This window comes from Leucobacter sp. NPDC015123 (assembly GCF_043080205.1).
GTDB classification, from domain to species: Bacteria; Actinomycetota; Actinomycetes; order Actinomycetales; family Microbacteriaceae; genus Leucobacter; species Leucobacter aridicollis_A.
The window spans coordinates 567,388-589,715 of the sequence record NZ_JBIBVH010000001.1; the positions used below are offsets into that span (position 1 = coordinate 567,388).

At 65.9% G+C, this 22,328-nt stretch carries 24 protein-coding genes; 6 read left to right on the plus strand and 18 right to left on the minus strand.

Going from position 1 to position 22,328, the window contains the following annotated elements:
• Positions 1–39: 39 nt before the first annotated feature.
• The 3 genes from ACF07D_RS02585 to fdxA are packed head-to-tail and all read right to left on the minus strand — an operon-like array spanning position 40 to position 2,323.
• Complete coding sequence (locus ACF07D_RS02585; protein ID WP_255809224.1) at positions 40–645, minus strand: flavin reductase family protein; 606 nt, start codon at positions 643–645, stop codon at positions 40–42.
• Complete coding sequence (locus tag ACF07D_RS02590; RefSeq protein WP_391503766.1) at positions 642–1,997, minus strand: FAD-dependent oxidoreductase; 1,356 nt, start codon at positions 1,995–1,997, stop codon at positions 642–644. The genes ACF07D_RS02585 and ACF07D_RS02590 overlap by 4 nt, the downstream gene beginning before the upstream one ends.
• Positions 1,994–2,323, minus strand: a complete 330-nt coding sequence (gene fdxA / locus ACF07D_RS02595; protein WP_119283428.1) for a ferredoxin — start codon at positions 2,321–2,323, stop codon at positions 1,994–1,996. The genes ACF07D_RS02590 and fdxA overlap by 4 nt, the downstream gene beginning before the upstream one ends.
• Before the next feature lie 104 nt (positions 2,324–2,427).
• On the opposite strand from fdxA, the gene soxR reads away from it, so the two are divergent.
• The 3 genes from soxR (at position 2,428) to ACF07D_RS02610 (ending at position 5,417) form a co-directional block, all read left to right on the plus strand.
• Complete coding sequence (gene soxR, locus ACF07D_RS02600; protein ID WP_119283217.1) at positions 2,428–2,880, plus strand: redox-sensitive transcriptional activator SoxR; 453 nt, start codon at positions 2,428–2,430, stop codon at positions 2,878–2,880.
• Positions 2,881–3,015: 135 nt separating this feature from the next.
• Positions 3,016–4,380 (plus strand): hemolysin family protein, encoded by a 1,365-nt coding sequence (locus ACF07D_RS02605; RefSeq protein ID WP_391503767.1) that lies wholly within the window; start codon positions 3,016–3,018, stop codon positions 4,378–4,380.
• The gene (locus ACF07D_RS02610) at positions 4,377–5,417 is read left to right on the plus strand and encodes a hemolysin family protein (RefSeq protein ID WP_391503768.1); all 1,041 of its coding nucleotides are present in this window, start codon (positions 4,377–4,379) and stop codon (positions 5,415–5,417) included. Before ACF07D_RS02605 ends, ACF07D_RS02610 begins: the two co-directional genes overlap by 4 nt.
• Before the next feature lie 274 nt (positions 5,418–5,691).
• On the opposite strand, the gene ACF07D_RS02615 is transcribed toward ACF07D_RS02610, so the two are convergent.
• The 9 genes from ACF07D_RS02615 to ACF07D_RS02655 all read right to left on the minus strand — a co-directional run bounded on the left by ACF07D_RS02615 (position 5,692) and on the right by ACF07D_RS02655 (position 14,267).
• Positions 5,692–6,495 carry a TSUP family transporter gene (locus ACF07D_RS02615; protein WP_391503769.1) on the minus strand — a complete coding sequence of 268 codons (804 nt, stop codon included), beginning with the start codon at positions 6,493–6,495 and terminating at the stop codon, positions 5,692–5,694.
• A 100-nt stretch (positions 6,496–6,595) separates the two neighbouring features.
• On the minus strand, positions 6,596–7,522 hold the full coding sequence (locus ACF07D_RS02620; RefSeq protein ID WP_391503770.1) for an amino acid ABC transporter permease: 927 nt from the start codon (positions 7,520–7,522) through the stop codon (positions 6,596–6,598).
• Entirely contained in the window at positions 7,519–8,175 is a 657-nt protein-coding gene (locus tag ACF07D_RS02625; RefSeq protein WP_255809219.1) for an amino acid ABC transporter permease, read from the minus strand. Before ACF07D_RS02625 ends, ACF07D_RS02620 begins: the two co-directional genes overlap by 4 nt.
• A gap of 79 nt (positions 8,176–8,254) precedes the next feature.
• Entirely contained in the window at positions 8,255–9,166 is a 912-nt protein-coding gene (locus tag ACF07D_RS02630; RefSeq protein WP_119283223.1) for a glutamate ABC transporter substrate-binding protein, read from the minus strand.
• A gap of 55 nt (positions 9,167–9,221) precedes the next feature.
• Entirely contained in the window at positions 9,222–9,968 is a 747-nt protein-coding gene (locus tag ACF07D_RS02635; RefSeq protein ID WP_119283224.1) for an amino acid ABC transporter ATP-binding protein, read from the minus strand.
• 200 nt (positions 9,969–10,168) lie between these two features.
• Positions 10,169–11,131, minus strand: coding sequence for a TAXI family TRAP transporter solute-binding subunit (locus tag ACF07D_RS02640; RefSeq protein ID WP_391503771.1), 963 nt, complete (start codon positions 11,129–11,131; stop codon positions 10,169–10,171).
• A gap of 16 nt (positions 11,132–11,147) precedes the next feature.
• Positions 11,148–12,557 carry an ATP-binding protein gene (locus ACF07D_RS02645; protein WP_391503772.1) on the minus strand — a complete coding sequence of 470 codons (1,410 nt, stop codon included), beginning with the start codon at positions 12,555–12,557 and terminating at the stop codon, positions 11,148–11,150.
• Between the two features lie 3 nt (positions 12,558–12,560).
• Entirely contained in the window at positions 12,561–13,232 is a 672-nt protein-coding gene (locus ACF07D_RS02650; RefSeq protein ID WP_119283227.1) for a response regulator transcription factor, read from the minus strand.
• Positions 13,233–13,352: 120 nt separating this feature from the next.
• Positions 13,353–14,267, minus strand: coding sequence for an alpha/beta fold hydrolase (locus ACF07D_RS02655; protein WP_391503773.1), 915 nt, complete (start codon positions 14,265–14,267; stop codon positions 13,353–13,355).
• A 207-nt stretch (positions 14,268–14,474) separates the two neighbouring features.
• Here ACF07D_RS02655 and ACF07D_RS02660 point away from each other — a divergent pair, with 207 nt between their 5' ends.
• The 3 genes from ACF07D_RS02660 to ACF07D_RS02670 all read left to right on the plus strand — a co-directional run bounded on the left by ACF07D_RS02660 (position 14,475) and on the right by ACF07D_RS02670 (position 18,851).
• Positions 14,475–15,911: a carboxylesterase/lipase family protein gene (locus ACF07D_RS02660; RefSeq protein WP_391503774.1), complete on the plus strand. Its 1,437-nt coding sequence runs from the start codon at positions 14,475–14,477 to the stop codon at positions 15,909–15,911.
• 213 nt (positions 15,912–16,124) lie between these two features.
• Positions 16,125–17,783, plus strand: coding sequence for an ABC-F family ATP-binding cassette domain-containing protein (locus tag ACF07D_RS02665; protein WP_391503775.1), 1,659 nt, complete (start codon positions 16,125–16,127; stop codon positions 17,781–17,783).
• A gap of 135 nt (positions 17,784–17,918) precedes the next feature.
• Positions 17,919–18,851 carry a bile acid:sodium symporter family protein gene (locus ACF07D_RS02670; protein WP_391503776.1) on the plus strand — a complete coding sequence of 311 codons (933 nt, stop codon included), beginning with the start codon at positions 17,919–17,921 and terminating at the stop codon, positions 18,849–18,851.
• A 2-nt stretch (positions 18,852–18,853) separates the two neighbouring features.
• Here ACF07D_RS02670 and ACF07D_RS02675 read toward each other — a convergent pair whose 3' ends face one another.
• From ACF07D_RS02675 to ACF07D_RS02700, 6 genes are all read right to left on the minus strand, one after another.
• Entirely contained in the window at positions 18,854–19,051 is a 198-nt protein-coding gene (locus tag ACF07D_RS02675; RefSeq protein ID WP_391503777.1) for a hypothetical protein, read from the minus strand.
• Positions 19,048–19,491, minus strand: a complete 444-nt coding sequence (locus ACF07D_RS02680; protein ID WP_391503778.1) for a hypothetical protein — start codon at positions 19,489–19,491, stop codon at positions 19,048–19,050. The genes ACF07D_RS02675 and ACF07D_RS02680 overlap by 4 nt, the downstream gene beginning before the upstream one ends.
• Positions 19,492–19,611: 120 nt before the next feature.
• A complete protein-coding gene (locus tag ACF07D_RS02685; RefSeq protein ID WP_391503779.1) occupies positions 19,612–19,881 on the minus strand; it encodes a hypothetical protein in 270 nt (89 codons plus the stop codon).
• A gap of 63 nt (positions 19,882–19,944) precedes the next feature.
• Positions 19,945–20,394, minus strand: a complete 450-nt coding sequence (locus ACF07D_RS02690; RefSeq protein WP_391503780.1) for an SRPBCC family protein — start codon at positions 20,392–20,394, stop codon at positions 19,945–19,947.
• Between the two features lie 44 nt (positions 20,395–20,438).
• The gene (locus ACF07D_RS02695; protein WP_391503781.1) at positions 20,439–20,987 is read right to left on the minus strand and encodes a type 1 glutamine amidotransferase domain-containing protein; all 549 of its coding nucleotides are present in this window, start codon (positions 20,985–20,987) and stop codon (positions 20,439–20,441) included.
• A 114-nt stretch (positions 20,988–21,101) separates the two neighbouring features.
• Positions 21,102–22,268 (minus strand): YbdK family carboxylate-amine ligase, encoded by a 1,167-nt coding sequence (locus ACF07D_RS02700; RefSeq protein WP_391503782.1) that lies wholly within the window; start codon positions 22,266–22,268, stop codon positions 21,102–21,104.
• Positions 22,269–22,328: the final 60 nt, after the last annotated feature.

Consider the following 22,328-nt stretch of genomic DNA (forward strand, 5'->3'; position numbering starts at 1 on the left):
TCGGGGCGATCGGCTCGCGGCGTGGGTACTCCCCCGCCGCTAGAGCCGCTCGCCGAGCTTGGTGAACGCACGATCCCGATACGCCATCGGCGCGCTCGCCGCCGGGTCATTCGGGCCAGTGTGGATCTCGAGGACCTCGGCGACAACGAGCATCGAATCGCCAACGGGAATCTGCCTGAGTGTGCGCGCCCGCAGCGCAGCGCGGCTTGTCGCGAGATGCGGCTCACCCGTCGCGAGGGTCGACCAACCCTGTGCTTCGGTAAAGCGCTCACCGCCCGAAACTGCGAACTGTTGGGCGATCGGCGCGTGCTCGGCGTCAAGCAGGTGCACGAGAAATGAGTCAGCGGCGAGAATCAGGCCGGCGCTGCCAGTCGTTCTCGTCACGGAGAAGACGAGTGCCGCCGGGTCAACCGCGACCGATGCGACGCTCGACGCAGTTAGGCCGACAGGGCCCTCAGGGGTGCTCGCCGTGATGAGCGCGACCCCCGCCGGGTGGTACCGGAACGCGTTCTTGAAATCCGTTGCAAGGTCGGCCGCGTGACTCGCTGCGGCACCTGCAAGGACCTCAGAAACCTCCGCTGTGGTGGCGCTGTCCGTGCCGTGGCTCGTGCTCGGGCCGCTGCCGTGCCCCGTGTTCTGGCTCATCTCGTGTGCTCCATCTCTCGCGCGTGGTTCAACAGTTCGTCACGATTCACGATTTTCGTGCGCTCGCGACCGCGTTCGGCGCCGAGGCGCTTCTCTGCCTCGTCGATCCGCAGCCAGCCATCCCAACCGACGGCGTCGGTGAGGCGCGCGACGAGCGCATCCGCGGCGCCCACGGGTGTCGTGCGCGGCCTCTGGCTCAGGTCTGCGATGAGGCTGTCGATCGCCTCGGCGGCGTCGGACTTCGTCGATCCGATGAGCCCAACCGGTCCCCGCCGAATCCAGCCAGTCGCGTACAGCCTCGGGATCGGCACGCCGTCGGTGCCGAGGATGCGGCCCGCGTCGTCAGGGATCGTCCCGGTCGCGTCGTCGAACGGAACGCCGGGCACGGGTGTGGAGCGGTACCCGATGGTGCGGTACACGGCACCAACGTTGTGCCGCACCATCTCACCGGTGCCAGAGATGCGGCCAAGCTCGTCGGGCCGGGTGCGCTCCATCTCGATCGAGGTCACCCGATCCGTTCCAAGGATCCGCGCCGGCTGCTGGTAGAAGTGCAGATGCACGCGACGGGAAGCCGTGCGCGTCGCCGGATCCTGATGTGCCCACTCGGTGAGCGTCTTGACGATGATGCGTCGCTGATTGAACTGCGCGACCATGCGTTCTGCGTGCTCGTCGAGCTCCATATCGGCGGGATCCACGATGACGTCAACGTCATCGCGTGCTCCGAGCTCTCGCAGCTCCATGGGCGAGAACCGCACGTCGGCCGGGCCGCGCCGAATGAGCAGGTGCAGGTCTCGCACAGGATTCTGCCTGAACGCTGCCTCGACGTGGCCTGGAATGTCGGTCTGCTCGAGCTGGCGCGGGTGGGTGATGATCATTCGGGCGACGTCGAGCGCCACGTTTCCCGCGCCGATCACCGCGACAGACTCGGCCGACAGCTGCCAGTCCTGCGGCGCGTCGGGGTGGCCGTCGTACCAGGCCACAAAGTCAGCTCCGCCGAACGAGCCCGGGAGGTCCGCGCCGGGCACCCTAAGGTCTACATCACGGTCAGCTCCCGTCGAGATCACGACGGCGTCGTAGGCCTCACGCAGCTCTTCGATCGTGACGTCAGCGCCGACCTCGACGTTGCAGATGAGTCGGATACGGGGGTTCTCGAGCACATCGTGCAGCGCGTCTTGAATCTTCTTGATGCGCGGGTGGTCTGGCGAGACGCCGTAGCGCACGAGACCGTAGGGCGCTGGAAGCTTCTCAAACAGGTCGATGCGTACGTGCTCGTCACGCCCCTGGAGGATGTCGGCAGCGTAGACCCCGGCGGGGCCCGCGCCAATGATTGCGACGGAACGATTCGGCGTCATGCCAGTGCACTCTCCTGAGGTGGTAGGGCCGCGATAAACGGGTGGTCGCCGGGGATTGGGCCCGTGCGGGCAGCGCCTCCCGGGGCGCCAACGGCGTCGAAGAACTCGACGTTTGCGCCGTAGTACTCCTGCCATTCGCCGGGAAGGTCGTCTTCGTAGTAGATCGCCTCAACTGGGCATACTGGCTCGCACGCACCACAATCGACGCATTCGTCGGGGTGGATGTAGAGCATCCGATCACCCTCGTAAATGCAGTCAACAGGGCACTCGTCGATGCACGCCTTGTCCTTCAGATCCACGCACGGCAGCGCAATGACATAGGTCACGGCCATCCCCCTCTTCACACCTGTGGCCCCGGTTTCGAGGCCCTTGGGCTATGCTAAAACCTCAAGTTAGGTTAAGGTCAAGCCCGCTGCGAATCGGAGGCGTCATGGAACAAGCCCACAGCCCGGAAGAGCTCCTCAGCATCGGCGAAATGAGCCGCCGTACAGGGGTGCCCGTATCTGCCCTGCACTACTACGAACGCCTCGAACTCATCGCGTCGCAACGCACCGCCGGCAACCAGCGCCGCTTTCCGCGCTACATGCTGCGCCGCGTCGCGCTCATCTCCGTCGCCAAGCGGCTGGGGATTCCCCTCGAAGACGTGAAAGACGCGTTCACAAACGTTCCGCTCTCGAGCCCGCCAACCCACGAAGACTGGCAGCGCGCTTCCCGCGAATGGAAGAAGGTGCTTGAGCAGCGCCGCAAGGGCATCGAGCAACTCGAGAAGGAACTCACTGGCTGCATCGGCTGCGGCTGCCTGTCGATGAAGGCGTGCTCGCTGCTCAACCCCGACGACGAGCTTGGCGACACCGGGGCTGGTGCGATCCGCATCCCCGTGTAGGCACAGCCTCGGTTCGGGGCAAAATCTCAGTCTTCCGACCCGCATCTTTTCCTATGATCGAAACATGGATGATTGTCATAGACCCAAGCTCACCCCAGCCCGGTCGCGTCTCGCGGCTCGAATGCGGGGTGAGCATTGAGTTCCGAGATCTGGGGAATCGTTATCGGCGTCCTCCTCACAGTAGGCACAGGCTTTTTTGTTGCCTCGGAGTTTGCACTCGTCAACCTCAACCGCAGCGACCTTGAACGGCGCCAGGTGCAAGGTGAAAAGGGCCTGCGGTTCACCATCTCAGCGCTGCGCGTCACCTCGACGCACCTGTCTAGCGCCCAGCTCGGCATCACGCTGACGACGCTGCTCGCGGGCTTTACGTTCGAGCCGGCGATCAGCTCACTCCTTCGCGCTCCTCTCAGCAGCATTGGGCTGCCCGACGCGGTAATCCCTGGAGTCGGCGCCGTCGTGGCAATCACGCTCGCAACGCTGTTCTCGATGATCATTGGCGAGCTCGTGCCGAAAAACTTCGCGCTCGCCGTACCACTCGCGACAGCGAAGATCGTCGTGCCGTTTCAGCTCGCGTTCACGTTCGTACTCAAGCCCGTGATCTTGTTGTTCAACGGCACCGCGAACCGGGTGATCCGCTCGTTCGGCATCGAGCCGAAGGAAGAACTCTCGGCTGCACGAAGCGCCGAGGAGCTCGGCTACCTCATCCGACGCTCAGCGACCGAGGGACTGCTCGATGCCAACGATGCCGACATTCTGCACCGCACCCTCACTTTTTCGAGCCGCACCGCCGACGCGGTCATGACACCCCGCGTTCGCGTCGTCGCTCTGCCAAGCACAGCGTCAGTGCAGGACGTCATCGCTGCGTCGATCGAGAGCGGTCACTCGCGGTTCCCTGTGTACGGCGACGACATCGACGACATCGTCGGCATCGCACACGTCAAAGCTGCATTCGCGATCGACGACGAGCGTCGCGCGAGTGCACCGGTCACGTCGATTACCTCGAAGATCCTCCGCGTGCCCGAGTCGGCCGGGTCAGACACGCTGCTCGGCGCGCTTCGCGACCGCGGCTATCAGATCGCTGTTGTCGTTGACGAGCACGGCGGAACCGCGGGCGTCGTGACGCTCGAAGACCTGATCGAAGAGCTGCTCGGCGAGCTGCTTGACGAGCACGACGACCCCTCGACCCTGAACGAGGGAATCATCGCTGACGGCGAATCCGTGCTGTTCAACGCGGCGCTCCGCCCAGACGAGCTCTGGACCCGGGCAAGGATCCGGGTTCCTGAGGACGAGGAGTACGACACGGTCGCCGGGTTCTTCCTGACACGACTTCAGCGCATCCCCGAGGTCGGGGAGACTGTCGAGATCGCCGACGGCACGCTCGAGGTTGATGCTGTCGCAAGTGCCCGAATCGAGCGTCTGCGCTTCACCCCGACGCCCACTGATCCCGACGCAACTGACCCCACCGGCCACACCGCCATGACGACGGAGCACGCACGATGAGCGAGTACATTCCCGGCCTGATCTGGCTCTTCGTACTGCTTGCCGTCAACGCATTCTTCGTCGGCGCCGAGTTCGCAGTGATCTCGGCTCGACGATCGCAGATCGAGCCGAGGGCGGCGGCTGGCAGCCGTGCGGCGAAGACAACGTTGTGGGCGATGGAGCATGCGACCCTCATGCTCGCGACGAGCCAGCTCGGCATCACTGTGTGTTCGCTGCTCATTCTGAACGTCTCTGAACCGTCAATCAAGCATCTGCTCGAGGTACCGCTCGCGTGGACGGGCCTCACTCCAGGGATGGTCACAGGCATCGCATTTGGCGTCGCCCTCGCCTTGGTCACGTTCCTCCACGTCGTGTTTGGCGAGATGATCCCGAAGAACATGGCGTTCTCGGTTCCCGATAGGGCGGCGCTTATCCTTGCGCCCCCGCTCGTATTCGTGTCTCGCATCGTCGGTCCGCTGATCAGGGGCTTGAACTGGGTCGCGAACGGGATCCTCAGGCTCTTCAAGGTGACGCCCAAGGATGAGGCGACAAGCGCGTTCACGCTCTACGAGGTTGCGAACATCGTCGAACAGTCAACGCTCGAGGGCACGCTCGTCGATACCTCAGGCACCGTCACCGCCGCGTTCGAGTTCACCGAGAAGACTGCCGCCGACGTCGTGCTCCCGTTTGGGTCACTCGTTGTTCTCCCCGCCGCGGCGACCCCGCGTGACGTTCAACTCGCTGTCGCGAAGCACGGCTTCTCACGGTTCGTTGTTGCTGCCAGCAACGGCGCTCCGGCTCAGTATGTGCATATCAAGGACGTGCTGGATCTCAGCTCGGCCGAGCACCGCGACGCACCGATCCCTGCCGATCGCCTCCGCAACCTGGTGGACGTCGCGGCCACTGCCGAGCTCGAAGACGCCCTGAGTCTGCTGCGCTCAGACGGCAGCCACCTCGCCCGGGTCACCGATGAGAGTGGGTCGCCGACAGGCATCCTCTTCCTCGAAGACATTGTTGAGGAGCTCATTGGCGAGGTGCAGGACGCCGCCCAGCGGTAACACTGGCTGAGCAGAGCCCTCGCTCACCGGGTAGGGCGGGAGTGCACAGCGGCTAGGGCGGGAGTGCACAGCAGCCTGCGAGCGAACAGCGCTACCTGCCGACAAATCACGCACCGTATGTCTGTGATCGGCTCAATATATGCCCGACCTCAGCTGGGTTGGCATATATTGAGCCGATCACATACGCAGCGCCGGCGGCTGGCGGCTGGGGCGGCTGGGAGCTGGCGGCTGGGGCGGCTGGCGGCTGGGGGCTGGGCGGCCGGGACTGAAAAACCTATCCCCAGATGTCGAGGCCGAGCTTCACGACGAGCGCAGCAACAATGATGAGAAACAGGATCCGCACGAACCGCGCCCCACGGGCGATCGCCATCTTCGAGCCCAGCACACTGCCCGCGACGTTCGCCGCCGCCATCAGGAGGCCGAGCGGCCACAGCACGGCCCCCAGCGGGATGAAGAGCAGGAGCGCTCCAAGGTTCGTCGCGAAGTTCACGATCTTCGCCTGGGCGCTCGCCATGAGAAAGTCGTAGCCGAGCAGCGCGACGAGCGCGATCACGAGAAACGTGCCAGTGCCCGGCCCGATGAGCCCGTCGTAGAACCCGATCGCCGCCCCGGCGAGGCCCGCAAGCAGCACGTGTTTCGCGCCCGAATACTTGAGCTTTGTGACGGCGCCAAGCGCGGGCTTGAAGATCGTAATGAGCGCGACCACGACGAGCGCGATCATAATGATCGGCGTGAATACCTCGGCGGGCAGGAACGCCGCGAGCGAGGCACCGCCAACCGCGGAGACGAGCGCGATCCCTGCCATCGGCAAGGCGGTCTGCAGGCTCGGTCGCACCGACCGGTAGTAGCTGACGCTACTCGCCGCCGTCCCGAATACAGACGCCAACTTGTTTGTCGCGAGCGCCTGGACGGGGGCGATGCCTGGCACGAGCAGCAGCGCAGGCAGCTGAATGAGCCCGCCGCCGCCGACCACAGCATCAATCCACCCCGCTGCGAAGGCGGCGAGGAGCAGCAGCAGAATCCCGCCCCAGTCGAGCCCCTCTGGCATGAGCCCGAGCGTGAGTGCCATCTGACTCATGTGGGTGACCTCTCAGCGGTGAAGTTGGTGGTATCGCGGAGCGCCGCACGGCCCGCCGGGCAGCGCGAAACGGGCCCCGCACTGCGGAGCCCGTTTGTCGCTATCTTCCGCCCTGTACCGAGAGTACCTCGGTGACGGTGCCGCCCTCGTGCAATCGCGGATCTGGTCCGCCCTGCGCGAGCCCCGGACCGGCCGAAAGGCCGGTTTCCCCGGTTCCGCGGCCACCGCTACGGAGGCGCCGTTCGAGGTAGTGCGCAATCCCTGAGAGGATGAAGCACATCACGATGTAGATGCCGCCGATGACGAACGCGGACTGGAGCAACGGTCGCCCGAACTGTACGTTCGAGCTGAACTGCTTCGCAAGGTAGAGCAGCTCGGGGTAGGTGATGATGAATCCGAGCGCCGTATCCTTCATTGTCACGACCAGCTGGGAGACGATGACTGGGAGCATCGCGCGCACTGCCTGCGGCATTAGGATGAGGCGCATCACTCCGCTCTTGCGCAGTCCGATCGCGTAGCCCGCCTCTTTCTGTCCGCGCGGCAGCGACTCGACGCCTGCGCGAATCACCTCGGCGAGCACCGAGCCGTTGTAGACGATGAGCGCGATGACGACAGCCCAGTACGGGTCCATCTTCACGCCGACCGACGGCAGACCGTAGTACAGCAGCATCATCATGATGAGCACGGGCATCGCCCTGAAGAGCTCGGTCACCGCGGTGACAGGAACTCGCACCCACTTATGGTCTGAGAGCCTGCCGATCGCGAGCACAAAGCCGAGCACGAGGCTACCGACAGCGGCGACGCCGAAGGCCGCGAGTGTCTTGCCGAGTGCGGTGAGGATCTGCTCCCAGATCGTCGAGTAGGTGAAGAGGCCCCACTTTTGGGCGGTGAACTGCCCCGTGAGGAAGAACCGGTAGAGCACGAAGCCGATGATGGCGGCGACGACTACGATCGTCACCACCGCGAGAATGCGGTTTCTGCGAATCGCTTTCGGACCGGGAACGTCGTACAGCACTGATGCGGTCATCGCGCGATCCTCCATTTCTTCTCAAGCCGGTTCTGCAAGAGGCTCAGCAGCATTACCATCGCGACGAAGACTGCGGCGACCCAGAGGAGCACTTCCATGGGGCTGCCAGGGCGGTCGCCCGAGTCGTTGATCGCTGCTCGCAGCTGCGCGAGCTCCGCAATCGAGAACCCTGCCGCGACCGTGGTGTTTTTCAGGAGTGCGATGAACACGCTCATCATTGGCGGCACGACGGAGCGGAACGCCTGCGGGAGGATCACGCTCGTCATGACCTGCCCAAACGGAAGGCCGATGGCGCGGGCCGCCTCGGCCTGCCCGACGGGCACTGTGTTGATGCCTGCCCGAATCACCTCTGCCACGTATGTGGCCGTGTAGACACCGATCGCGATGATGCCGAGCACTGTGAGATTCATTCTGCCGAGCCCGAGCGCCGGGTAGCCGAGCACGAAGAAGAAGAACACGAGCGTCAGGGGCGTGTTGCGGATGAGGTTCACGTAGACGGTGCCGACACCGCGCGCGATGGGCACCGGCGAGACTCGCATGGCCCCAACGATCAGGCCGAGCACGAGGGCGATCGCCCCGCCTCCGAAGAACACGAGCAGCGTGTTCCCGATCGCGGTCCCCCAGAGATCCAGGTTCCCGAAGATGACGTCCATTCGTCTTCCTTCTGTGAAGATGGCGCCCGGGGGCGGGGGTGGCTCCCGCCCCCGGGCATTCGTGCGGTGTGCGCGCTACTTAGTAGGCGTCAACCTTGGGCTGGTCGACCTTGATGCCCGACTCGCCAAGGTTTTGGTCGAAGATCTGCTGCCAGATGTCGCCGCCCTCGGTGAAGAGGTCGTTGATGTGCGCGCGGAACACGTCGTCGCCCTTGGTGAGGCCGACGCCGTACTGCTCCTCGGTGAAGACCGGGCCGCTCGTAACCTTGAGTTCCTCGGGCTGCTGCGCAGCGTAGCCGATAAGGATCGCCTGGTCGGTGGTGACCGCGTCGACCTGACCGTTCACGAGGTTCTCAACACACGCCGAGTACAGGTCGAACTCCTGCGGCTTGATCTCCTTGAAGTTCTCCTTGATGTTCTGGATCGGGGTCGATCCTGTCGCGGAGCAGACAGTCTTGCCGTTCAGGTCTTCGAGCTTCTGGTAGTCGGTGTCGTCTGAGCGGACGAGCAGCCCCTGGCCGGTAATGAAGTACGGGCCAGCGAAGTCGATCTCCTGCTTGCGCTTGTCGTTGATCGAGTAGGTGCCGACGTAGTAGTCGACGTCGCCGTTGACGATTGCCTGCTCGCGGTTTGCCGAGGCGATCGCCTTGTAGCTGATCTGGTCTTCGTCCATGCCGATCGACGCTGCGATCCAGCGCGCGATGTCGACGTCGAAGCCTGTGCGCTCCTGCGTGACGTTGTCGTAGTAGCCGAGGCCGGGCTGGTCTTCCTTGACGCCGATGACGACCTCGCCACGCTCCTTGATCTTGTCGAAGGTCGGGCTGCCCTCGAGCGTGAAGCCCTCAGCTACGGTCCACGGCGTGCTCGTCTCTGCCGGAGCCGAGGTGTCGCCGCCTTCGGGTGCTGCGGGGCTGCCGCTGTTGCAGCCGGTCAGCGCCAGCGCTGCCGCCGCGACGAGACCAGCTGCTGCAAAAGCTTTCTTGAATCGCATGTGCGTTCCTTTCGATGGGGGTTTTCGGGCCACTCGATGCGGGTGGCCCGCCTGGTTAGTTCGTGATGAGCTTTGACAGGAAGTCTTTGGCCCTGTCGCTCTGTGGGTTCGTGAAGAACTCGTCGGGCGTCGCAGACTCGATGATCTTGCCGTCGGCCATGAACACGACGCGGTCGGCCGCTTTGCGGGCGAAGCCCATCTCGTGGGTGACGACGACCATTGTCATGCCTTCTTTGGCGAGGCCGACCATGACGTCGAGCACCTCGTTGATCATCTCGGGGTCGAGCGCGCTCGTCGGCTCGTCAAACAGCATGACCTTTGGGTGCATTGCAAGGGCGCGCGCGATCGCGACGCGCTGCTGCTGTCCGCCTGAGAGCTGCGCGGGCAGCTTCGACGCCTGCTTGTCGACGCCGACGCGGGTGAGAAGTTCCATTGCTTCGCGGTTCGCCTCGGCCTTTGACTTGCCGAGCACCTTGATGGGCCCGAGCGTGACGTTCTCGAGGATCGTCAGGTGCGCGAACAGATTGAATGACTGGAACACCATGCCGACCTCGGCGCGAAGGCGTGCGAGCCCCTTGCCCTCTGCGGGGAGCTCTTTGCCGTCGATGCGGATCGACCCGCTCGTGATCGTCTCAAGTCGGTTGATTGACCGGCAGAGCGTCGACTTGCCGGAGCCTGATGGGCCGATCACCACGACAACCTCGCCACGGTTCACCGTGAGGTTTACGTCGGTCAGCGCCTGAAAATCACCGTAGTGCTTCTGCACGTTTTCGACGACGACCAGCGGTTCGCTCGCACTCATCTATGTTCCACCTTTGGATCCTGACCGCGAGCGCGGGCTGCGCTGCGTCGGCACACTGCTTGGGTTGCCAGGTTCGAAGAGCGAGTCTGTTGCTCGTCGTTGAACCGATCAGCCCCACGCTAATGAGCGGCGGTCTCCAAAGTCACGGGCGTTGAGGGTATCTTGAGCCTCGCCTTGAGCTTTTCTTGAGGTTACTCGCCCTACTTGCGGCTTTCGACGTAGAACTTTGCGGCCCCGTCGTGCAGCGGCAGCGGGCTCGTAAAGATTGCCTGCCTGCGGTCAAGAAGCGCCGCTGCGGGCACCGTTCGGGCGATTGCGGTGCGCGATTCGAAGAGCGTTCGCGTCATCTCGAAGACGAGGTCGGCTGGCGCGTCTGCCGAGGTCACGAGGTAGTTCGGAATCGTCATCGTCTCGACGGGTTCGGTGGTGCCGTACGTGCCGAGCGGGAAGTCTGAGAGCCTGTAGACGCCGGCGTGCCCCGAGTTCACTTTCTCAACGGTCTCGGGCTGGATCGGCAGGATCTTCACCGGGGTCGTCTCAGACAGCGCAGCAATTCCAGGGGTCGGCACCCCGCCAACCCAGAAGAACGCGTCGATCTCACCTCGGGCGAGCGCTTCAACTGAGTCGTCGATGCCGAGCTTCGCGCTCTCGAAGTCGCCCTGTTCGACGCCTGCGGCGCGGAGCACTCGATCGGCGATCACTGTCACGCCAGAGTTCACCTCGCCGACTGAGACGCGGAGCCCTGCGAGGTCGGGAATCGCCTCGGCCGGTGAGTCTTCGGGGACGACGACCTGCACGTATTCGTCGTACACGCGCGCCACGCCCTCGATGCGAAGCGGCGCGTCGAACGCGCCGACTCCTGAGATTGCGTCCGCCGCCGCGTCGGCCTGAGCGAACCCGAGGATTGCCTCACCTCGCCCGACGCGCAACAGATTGTCAACTGAGCCTCCGGTTGCGGCGACCGTAACGTCGAAGCCCTCGCCCCGCAGGCTCTCGGCGATCGCGCCGCCGTAGGAGTAGTAGATACCCGTCGATGCGCCGCCCGCGATCACCTGCGCGCCGGGGTCTCCCACGCCCGAACCGCACCCGGCAAGCGCGGCCGCGGCGAGCGCCCCGACGGCCGCGAGCGCGAGCGCTCGAGCCGCGCCTCTCGGTCCCGCCACCGACGACAGTTTCCCACTACGCATCCCTGCCCTCGGCTTCTTGTTCTGCACGTTTCACGCCGTCGGTTGCTGGGAGCAGGAGCGTGACCTCGAGTCCGCCGCCGTCGGGTGAGGAGAGCACGAGGCTGCCCCCGAGCGCCTCGAGGAGGTCCGAGGCGATCGCGAGTCCGAGCCCGGAGCCTGGCACGTTTTGGTCTTGCGGGCTGCGCCAGAACCTGCCGGTCGCCTGCTCGAGCTGATCGGGTTCGAGCCCGCGCCCCCGATCCCGAACCGAGACAGTGTGTGCGCCATCGCTGCTTGTGACTGTGAGGTCGATGACGCTACCGCGCGGCGCGAATTTCAGTGCGTTGTCGATGATCGCGTCGAGCGCAGTCTCGACAGCCATGCGGTCGGTCACCGCAAGAACGTTCGGTGCGGCGTTCGTGTGAAACACGACCCACGCGTCAGCGGCGCGGTCGTGCCAGGCCGCCGCCCGCTCGTTTGCGAGGGCACTCAAGTCGACGGCGACAAACGCCGAGTCAGACTTTCCGTCGCGGGCGACGTTCAGCAGGGTGTCGAGGATCCGCGTCATGCGTCTCCCCTCCTCACGCGCGTGCTCGATGTCGTCGATCCAGCCTTCGTCGAGCCCTGTCGCGAGGTACTCGACGCGCATGAGCAGGGCGCCCAGCGGGTTGCGCAACTCGTGCGACGCGTTCATCACGAACTCCTGCTGCCGCGTCATGACCCGCTCAATCTCGTCTGCCATCTGGTTGAACATGCGCACCATGCGTCGCGCCTCGGGCGGGCCAGTCTCGTCGTCAATGCGGGCGCCCATCTCGCCATGCTCGATGGCTGCCATCGCGCTGTCGAGCCGGTGCAGTGGCCGCAGCACCCAGCGCGCGAGCCTGTTCACTGCCCACACGAGCGCAACGATGATCAGTGCGCTGACGGCGAGCAGCGCAGCCCACTGGGTCAGGATCTCGCGCCGCGGCGCCTCGGTGCTCGCTGAGATGCGCACCGCCCCGATGACGCTGCCGTCGTCAAACACTGGTTCGACGATGGCTGTCTCCCCCTGTACCCACGGCAGGCTCTCGCCGAGCAGCTCGCCGCGCCTGCCGGAGAGCGCGAGGCTCACCTCGTCCGCCGTCTCCTCGGTCAGGATCGGGGTTCGTACGCTCGCGGCCCAGACCGAACCTGAGCGGTCGAAGACGACGACCTGCGCGCCGTAGAGCGAGCCGTAGCGTCGCAGCTCGGTCTCAATCATTGCCGGGTCGCCCGCTCTGAGTGCCTGGCTTGACCCTGTCGTGAAGTACACGACGTCGCTGAGGAGCTGCGACGATGCCTGCTGCTGAATAGCGCGGGCGGCGCTCCAACCGTACGCGCCTCCGAGCACAAGCAGGATGATTGTCATCGGCACGAGAAAGACAATGAAGAGGCGCTTGCGCACGGGTTAGCCTGCCGTCAGCCTGTACCCGACGCCACGCACCGTCGCAATGAGCGACGGTCTGTTGAGCTTGCGCCTGATGGAGGCAACGTGCACCTCGAGCGACCGGCTAAAGCCTGTCCAGTCGGTGCCCCACACCTCCCTGATGATGCGGTCGCGTGGAGTCACCACGCCTGGATAGCGCGCAAGCACCGCGAGAATCTCGAACTCTTTGGGAGTGAGTTCGACTGGCGCACCGTCGGCGAGCACGAGCCTGTTGGCGAAGTCGATGTACAGCCCGTCGAGTTCGACGTTCGAGCTTTCGTCGGGTGAGGGCGTGGCTGAGCGTGCGCGGCGCGTCACAGCCTCGATGCGGGCGATGAGTTCGCGCACATCGTATGGCTTGACGACGAAGTCGTCCGCCCCAGCATGCAATCCCTTGATCCGAGACTCGACGTTGCTTCTGGCGGTGGCAATGATGATCGGCACGCTGCTCACGCCGCGAATCCGCCTACACACGTCGAGCCCGTCCATGTCTGGCAGTCCGAGGTCAAGGATCACTGCTTCCGTGTCCTGTCCGACTGCTTCGATCCCTGATGCGCCGTCCGCGGCGCGGCTTGTCGTGTACCCGGCCTGCCGCAGGTAGGCGCCGAGCGCCTCGGCGACGCGGGCGTCGTCTTCTACGATCAGGATGTTCATGGGTGTCTTTCTCGGACGGTTGGGCGTGCGGGTGTGCTTCCAGAGTAGCCGGGCACGGCCTGCCGTCGCGCGTCACGCGGTGTTCGCGCGAGAAAGCGGTGCCGCGCTCACCCGAAACGGCTAGGCACTTGCTGCCTGAAAGTGCGCCGCCAGGGTGTCTGTTGTCTCTCCAGCGCGCTGCCAGGGAATCGAGTGCCCCATCTGCTCGATCACGTGGAGCCGCGCACCGGGGATAGCGGCCGCTGTCGCTGCCCCGCCCGAGACGTCGATGAGCGGATCAGCGTCGCCGTGCACCACGAGCGTCGGCACCGCGACCCTGCGGAGTCGCTTCGTGCGATCGCCATCGGCCTGGATCGCCTGCAGCTGTCTGGCGGTGTCATCGAGGGAGATTCCTCGCCCCCATTTCATCGAGGCGGTCTCGCGCGCCCTCTCGAAGTCTGGGAAGTGCGGGCCCGCGAGCGCCGCGTGGTAGCGCTCCGAGAATGCGACGAACGCCTCACGGCTGTCCGTTGGCGCCGGGGTGAGAAAGACCCATTTGCTCTCCTGCTGCGGTCTGCCGACGGCGCGTTCCCCCGTCGTCGACATGACTGACGTGAGGGTGTGCACGAGCTCGGGCGCGATGAGGGCGAGGTGCTGGGCGATCATGCCTCCCATCGACATCCCGACGACGTGCACCTGGCCGACGTCGAGTGCGAGGATCAGCTCACGCAGGTCACCAGCCATGTCCACGAGGCCGTACTCCGCGCGAAACTCGTCCCCGGCGCCGAACCCGGTGTGACGGCCTAAGACGACGCTCCGACCGGCATCCCGGTTGTCGACTGTGAGTGTCGCGTATCCTGCGGCGTGCAGCCCCGCAATGAGCTCAGGCGACCAGTCGGTTCGATGCATCGATAGCCCGGCGATCAACAGTACCGTTCCCTGCCGCGCCGTTCCGGTGAGTGAATAGTTCAGCTCGCCTGTCGAGATCTGGCAGAACGCTCCGCCGTCGGGCTCGAGCAGTTCGTTTAGCACCCGGTTGTCTGCAATACGCTCCATGCCGATTCAGCCCTTTCGTCTGCCGTGGCAGGCGTCGGCGCCTGCCCCGTTGTCCCCCTCGACTCTGCCGCACCTCACTCGGCGGCGCCAGAGCGAACATATGTGGTCTGGGCTGGGCTGACTTCGAGTCTGTGCAGTTGTGCGCGCACGGGGCGCTAGCTTGAACGCCCACGCACCCAATACTCTGGAGCCAACGGAGGAGGCTTCATGGGAGACGCCCACGCACAACACAGCGCCCACACCGCAGCGGCTACCACGCTCGGCGAGGTGCGCGGGAGCACGCAAGACGGAATCCGCAGGTTCCTCGGAATCCCCTACGCTCAGGCGCCGTTCGGCGACATGCGGTTTGAAGACCCCGAGCCGCCCGAAGCCTGGAGCGAGCCGCTCGCGGCTGTCGAGTTCGGGCCGACCGCACCACAGTCGCCATACCGGGGCGATCTCGGCGAGCTCATCAAGGTGCCCGCCATCGAGGGCACCGAGATCCTGACAGTCAACGTGTGGGCGCCCGAGGGTGCGGCGGACGCGCCCGTCGTGCTGTGGCTCCACGGCGGCGCGCTCGAGCGCGGAGCCGCGGCCCAAAGCGGGTACGACGGCAGCACCTTCGCGCGCGACGGGATCGTCTTCATCTCGGCAAACTATCGGCTCGGCGCCGAGGGCTTCAGCGTACTCGACGGCTCGCCGCTGAACCTCGGGCTGCGTGACGCGCAGCTCGCGCTCGACTGGGCACATCGTGAGGCGGCCGCGTTCGGTGGCGACCCGGCCCGCATCACCATCATGGGCGAGTCCGCAGGCGGGGCTCTCGTCGCGGCGCTCCTCGCGCAGCCTGCAGCGCGGGCACAGGTCGCCGGCGCGATCGTCCAGTCAGGCCCGCTCGAGGCCGTCACCCGCGAGAAGGCACGCCGCGCCTCAGACGCCATCGCGAAGCGCCTCGGAATCCCGGCAACGCGGGCAGGCTTCGCCTCCGTCGACCCGGCGGAGTTGCTGCGCGCCCGGAGCGAGATCGCCGCGGGCGGTTCCCCACTTGGCGGCACACCCGGCTACACGCTTGCGATTGACCCCGAGTCGCTCCCGGCTTCGCCACACGAGGCACTCACTGACGTCGATATTCCAATTCTCATCGGCACGAACACCGACGAGTACCGGCTCTGGCTCACCCCCGATGCAGTCTCAGGTATCAGCGCGGCAAAGGCGTGGCTCGCCCGGCTCGCCATGCGCGTCCCGCGGGCTGCCGCGCGCGCGGTGCGAGAGGCGTATCCGACCGCGTCCCCCGGCGAGCAGCTCGGCCAGATCGTGACCGACAGGCTGCTCCGTGCGCCCGCGACGCGGCTCGCGAAGGCCCGCAGTGCGGCCACCTTCGTCTACGAGTTCGCTTGGGAGAGCCCGGTGCGCGACCTTCGCGCGGCGCACGCCCTCGACATCGCGTTCGCCTTCGACCTCCTCGACGACGAAGACGCGATCCGGCTGAACGGCGACGGTGCCCCAGCCGCGCTCGGAGCCGAGATGCACGCCGCGTGGGTGGCCTTCATCCGCGACGGAGACCCCGGCTGGCCAGCGTTCAATGACGGGCGGGCAACCCGCGTCTTCAACACCGATTCGGTGACCGTTCCGCAGCGGCGGGCGGCAGTGGTCGACGCGCTGAGCTAACGCCGGACGCTCGGGATCGGCCCGCACGCCACTTGCGCGTCGCGGGCCGTCCTGTACCCTGGAGCCATGTATCACCACTTCTTCATGTAACGGCCGCTGCGCACGCCCCTCGTTGAGCCATCCGAGTGCGGCGAGCACAGCTCTGACCCGCTGGGTCACCGTTATTTGCGCACCCTGCAGCCGCGCTGCCGTGCGCCCTGGAGAAGGAATCCAATGCACACCCCTGAACACGCTCTTCCGGCGCGCCATCGCGCCCAGATCGCCGCAACCGGAGTCACCGTGCTGCGCGGCGCGAACCGCGTACTTGTCGACGTCGATCTCGTCGTCTCCCCGGCGTCGCGCATCGGGATCGTCGGAGAGAACGGCCGCGGCAAGACGACGCTGCTCCACACGCTCGCCGGCACCATCCGTCCCGACGACGGCGCGGTGCGGCGAATCGGAACGCTTGGTATCGCCGAACAAGAGATGACGGCTGCACCGGGAACCACCGTCGGCGACGCCGTCGCACAGGCAATCACAAGATCGCTGACGGCCCTCGATGCCCTCGACGCAGCGGCCGCGGCGCTCGCGGGAACGGGCGAGACAGCCGGGACGCCCGCTGCAGCCGAGGCTGCGTACGCTGAAGCGCTCGAGGTCGCCCAGGCCCTCGACGCCTGGGACGCGGAGCGGCGGGTGACCATCGCCCTCGAGGCGCTCGGCGCCGAGACCGACAGGCGCGTCCCGCTCGAGCGGCTGTCGGTCGGGCAGCGCTACCGCGTGCGACTCGCCTGCCTGCTTGGCGCCGACCACGACTTTCTCATGCTCGACGAGCCGACGAACCACCTCGACCGCGGCGGCCTCGAGTTTCTGACCGCCCAGATCAGGCAGCGGGCAGGCGGGGTCGTGTTCGTCAGCCACGACCGCGCGCTCCTCGCCGACGCAGCCGAAACAATCATTGACCTTGACCCGACGCCAGACAACCGGCCGCGAGTCTATGGTGGGGGCTACGCCGGGTATCGCGAGGGCAGGATCGCCGAACGTGCGCGCTGGGAGCAGGCCTACGAGCTGCAGCGCTCGGAAGCCGCGAGACTACAGGAGAGCCTCTCGAGCGCGCAGAACCGGCTCGTATCTGGCTGGCGCCCGGAGAAGGGCACCGGCAAGCACGCTCGGGCGACCCGCGCGGGCGGGCTCGTGCAGAGCGTGCACAGACGACAAGAGGCGCTCGAGGCGCACGCGGTCACGCTCCCGCCGCCTCCCCAGCGCCTCGGGTTCCCCGACCTCGCGGCGCCAGCAGGCGTCGAACTGTTGGCTGTCTCAGGCGTCGAGGTGGCTGGGCGCCTCAGGGGCCCAGTGTCGCTCAGGCTTGGCAGGGGTGACAGGCTCGTCGTGACCGGGCCGAATGGCGCAGGGAAGTCGACGTTGCTCGCCGTCGCCGCGGGCGAGCTCTCGCCAGATTCTGGGCGTGTGCAGGTGCACAGCGAGGCGAGGATCGGGTGGCTCAGGCAGGAATCGAAGGCGCCTGGCGAGCGGCGGGCAGCCGACGTGTTCGCGGAGGTCGTGAGCAGGCTCGTCGCCAGGGGCAGACTGCGTGAGCACGAGGCGATCGGACTCTCACAGTTGGGGCTGTTGCGGCCAGCGGAGGCTGGGAAGCGAGTCTGTGAGCTGTCGATGGGGCAACAGCGGCGCCTCGACCTCGCGCTCGTCATCGCGGCCCGGCCGAACGTCTTGCTGCTCGACGAGCCGACGAACCACCTCTCGATTGCGCTCGTCGACGAGCTCACTGAGGCGCTCGGAGCGACAGAGGCTGCGGTAGTCCTGTCGTCGCACGACAGGCAACTGCTGCGCGACGTCGCGGCGTGGCCGCAGCTGAAGCTCGGCCCTGCGGCCACGTAACGGGTGGGCCGCAGCCGGAACAGCCACCCTTGCGGGTGACCCACGGTACGCACGTGCGGAGCACAGCGACTTCACCCGAAGTGCTGTGCTCCGCCGATGCGGGACTTTTGCCGTCCCATCCTCCATACTGTGATCATGGGATCAGCGTTGACCACCATCGGATTGCCCGTCGCTCTCGGCATCATCATGCTCGGCCTTGGCCTGAGCCTTCGGGTCGGAGACTTCACCCGGATCGCGAAGCACCCGCGGGCGGTGTTCATAGCGCTCGTGTGCCAGCTGCTCATTCTGCCGGCGCTCTGTTTTGGCCTCGTACTCGCGTTCAACCTCCCGCCTGTGCTCGCCGTCGGCATGATGATGCTCGCGGCATCGCCGGGCGGATCAACCGCGAATCTCTACAGTCACCTGTTCCGCGGCGATGTCGCGCTGAATATCTCGCTCACCGCGCTCAACTCGGTCATCGCAGTGTTCACGCTACCGCTCATCACAAACCTGGCGATCGCCTACTTCATGCCGGGAGGTGACACACTCGGGCTGCAACTCTCGAAGACGATCGAGGTGTTCGCGATCGTGCTGCTCCCCGTGGCGCTTGGCATGTTCGTGCGCTGGCAGTGGACCGCCTTCGCCGACAGGATGGACAAGCCTGTTCGGGTCGCCTCGGTCGTGATCCTTGTTGTGGTGATCTCAGGCGCGATCGTCTCAAACCTCGACATGCTGCTCGAGAATCTCGGCCAGCTCGCGCTCATCACGGTGGTCTTCTGCCTGCTCAGCCTGAGCGTCGGGTTCTTTGTGCCGCGGCTCTTCAAAGTCGGGCGGACCCAGGCGATCGCGAGCTCGTTCGAGATCGGCATCCACAATGCGACCCTCGCGATCGTCATCGCACAGACCGTGCTCGGCAACGTCGAGCTGTCGCTGCCAGCCGCGGTATACGGCGTGCTGATGTTCTTTGTCGCGCTCGCGTTCGGGTTCGGCCTCCGGGCCGCCCATCGCAGGGAGGACACGGGAACGGAGCCACCCCTCGACGAAGCCGCGGCCCCGTCGGGCCACGGCGACACCGCTCAGAACAGCTGAGGCTAGTTGAACATGAACGTTGAAGCGCAGGTGCCGAACGCGATCACAAACACCGCGAAGAGCCCCATGGTGACCCACGCCTTCGCGGGCACCTGCTCGGGGTTGTCGTCGACGAGTTCGGCGGCGGGCTGCGTGGCGTCGGCCGCGACGGTCTCGGCGACGTGTGCCGCCTCGTTCTGAATGCTGTCGTTCGGGGTCATGCGGGGCTCACAATCCGTGCGATATCGGAGACCATCGCGATCGTGAGGATCACGAACACGATCACGATGAACCAGGTATACATCCACTTGCCGCGGTGATCACTGATCCAGAAGCGCCGCACACTCACCACGCCATTGACTGCAGCGACCACGCACAGGGCGATGCCGATGGGCGCGGCAAGCACGCCCGCGACACCGAGAATCGGCACGAGGATAGGGATGAGGAGGTACGTGATGAGGCAGCGAACCCCCGAGATGATGAGCGCGACGCGGAAGTTGCGATGCGCGTCGCGGTTGATGAACGGCGTCTTCTTTGCGCCCTCAACTCGCAGCAGGCGACGCATGAACCTGTCGGCGGCAGAGCGCTGAATTTCTGGGGCCGCTGCCTCGGTCGTTTCAGCGACGCCCGCGGGCGCGGTTTCGGTGTTCGCGATAGCCATTGACTCTCCTGCTTGAGCTTCGGCAGCGGGTAAAGTGCCCCATTTCTCTGCGAAATACTAACAGCCTTTTCCTCCGACAGGTCTGATGTATCGTTCAGCTTGCTGTGTACACGCGCCCTCTCAGCCGTCGCGGTCGACGAGCCCGTGCTCGCCGACCTGTCGCGCGCAGTGAGCGCAACAGAACACCTGGCCGTCCGATTCGACACCGTGGCCGAGCACCCGGCACGCGCAGTGACCGCAGCGCGGAGCCATCGATTCGATCGCGCACTCGAAACTGTCGAAGACCTTCACCTCGTCCCCGCGCGTCACAGTAAACGCTTTGTCGTACATGTTCCCGCACACGTCGCACTCGGAGGCGCGCGGCAGGGGGTTCGTCTCGGTTGTCGTCATGATTACTCGCTTTCCTCGATGTCTCAGGGACGGCACCGGTGGTACCGTCCCGACGGCCGGAGCTCAGGTAATCTCGCCGCGCCAGGCGCCGGTTGCGAAGCCGTTTGTCTCCATGAGATGCGCGAACTGGTGAAGGTCACGGGCGACCTGCGCATCGTCGATCTGCAGGGCCGCGCCGACGGTTTCGACGAATCCCTCGGGCTCCCACTCAAGCTGCAGGCGTACGCGGGTGCGGTCGTCGTCAAGCCTGTGGAAGGTGACGACCCCGGCGTGCGTCGGGCCGCTCGTGCTCGTCCAGGCGATGCGTTCGTCGGGGACCTGCTCGGTAATCCGCGCTTCGAACCCGCGCTCCGCACCGCCGACCTTGACGTCCCAGTAGAGCTTGTCGTCCGCGAGCTGTCGCACCTGTTGGACGCCGCTCATGAACGCGGGATAGTCCTCGAACTGCGTCCACTGGTTGTACACGGTCCGGACGGGGCTTTCGATGTCGATGTCGTTGCTAATCGTAGGCATGCTGTGTTCCCTTCTGCGGTGAGTCGCTGTGGCTGGCCGGCCGGTCAGGCGTGCTGACCGGAGTGCTTGCCCTCGCCGATCTCTTCGACGAGCTTGCGGTTGAAGTCCGGCAGGTCGTCGGGCGTGCGACTCGACACGAGTCCCTGGTCGACCCTCACGGCCTCGTCCACCCAGGTTGCCCCGGCGTTCTCGAGGTCTGTGCGCAGGCTCGGGTAGCTCGTCAGCGTCCGCCCGCGGACGACGTCGGCCTCGACGAGCAGCCAGGCGCCGTGGCAGATGGCCGCCGCAGGCTTATGCTGCGCGAACATGTCCTTGGTGAAGGCGACACCGTCACTGTCCATTCGCAGTGCGTCGGCGTTCTGCACGCCGCCGGGCAGGACGAGCGCGTCAAAGTCCGTTGCCTTCGCGTCGGCGACGCGGACGTCAACGGTCTGCTGGTGCCCGAGCGCTCCCGTGACCGGGTCCAGAGTCGGTGCGATGAGCACTGGCGTCCCTCCGGCCTCGGCGACCGCGTCCCACGGACTGGTGAGCTCGCTGTCCTCGAAGCCATCGGTGACAAGAAATGCAACTCGACGGTCTGAAAGTCGTGACATGAGGCGTTTCCTTTCTGATTGGTGCTACGTGGATTCACCACGGGCTGTGGTGACTACCACGCTCGCAGTCGGAAGCCGAGCGGTCGAGGGGGTTGTCGCGCGCCACCCGGCCTGTTACGGTGCGCCCGTTCCGGCTGAAAGCGCGGGTGCCCCGCCGGCCGGCGCACCGATGTCGCGCAGGTGGCTCGCCGCGAACAGTTCGAGCAGCTGCGCGATGCCGCCCGCGGCGAGCGCCCGCCGCTGCGCGTCGGCGGGAACCCCGTTGGCTTTCAGGTCGGCGACATACTCGCGGACGCGCTCGGTGTCGCCGGCCTCGTCGAGCGCTGGGAGAATCGCCCCAACGAGCTCATCGAGCCAGTCGGTCGCGGCAACCTCGCGGCAGTCGAGCGGGTCGACGAGTGTTCGGGTGAGGCCGTCCCTGGCCGCAAACCAGAGCGAGACGTTGACCTCGTCGGCGTCGATACCACAGCCGCTGAGCTGCGGGTCGTCGTTGGGCGCAGCTGCGATTGTCGTCACTAGCGCCCGTACGATGAGCGCGAACGCCACCGCGTGGCGTGGGTTGAGCTGGACGTCGGCAACCCGCAGCTCGACCGTCGGGTATCTGGCCGAGAGCCTCGCGACCCACGTCACCAGACCGCGGTCGAGAATCAGTCCTGACCGGACGAGCCGATCCACGCGCCTGTCGTAGTCGTCGACCGAGGCGAAGTGGGCGGGATACATGTTGAGCGGCCAGGCGCAGCCGATGACGTGCCGCCAGCTCCGAAAGCCCGTGTCGGCGCCATCCCAGATCGGCGAGTTGGCGGTCATCGCGAGCAGCAACGGCGCCCACCGGGCGAGGCCGTTGATGACCCGCACGCCCTCAGCGGGCCCGGCAACCGAGACGTGCACATGCTGCCCGTTAATGTAGTGGGTTTGCGCGACCTTGCGGGCGCCCTGCGCGATCTCGAGATAGCGCTCATTGCCCGTCACGTGGCTCACAAGTGCGGGGTCGGGAGCGGCTGGCGGTGTCGCGGTGGCCGCCAGCAGGGCTCCCTGATTTCGTGCCGCGGCGAGCGTGCGTCCACGCAGCTGGAACAGACTCTCCTCGGCCTGGTCCGCAGTCTCGCACGGCGGCGTCGCGATCTCGACCTGACTGTCGAGAAACTCGTGTTCCACGGGCGCCTCGTCGGATACTTCCCGGATGACGCGCGCGGCCGATCCCGCGACCGGCGTCCCCGTCGCGGGATCGACGAGCGCAAATTCTTCCTCGATACCGATGAGGCGCTTGCCTGATGACGACATGGTGTCCCCTCCCCCAGATGCCTGCCAGTGTGGCTGGCGTGCAGACATGCTAGGAGGGAG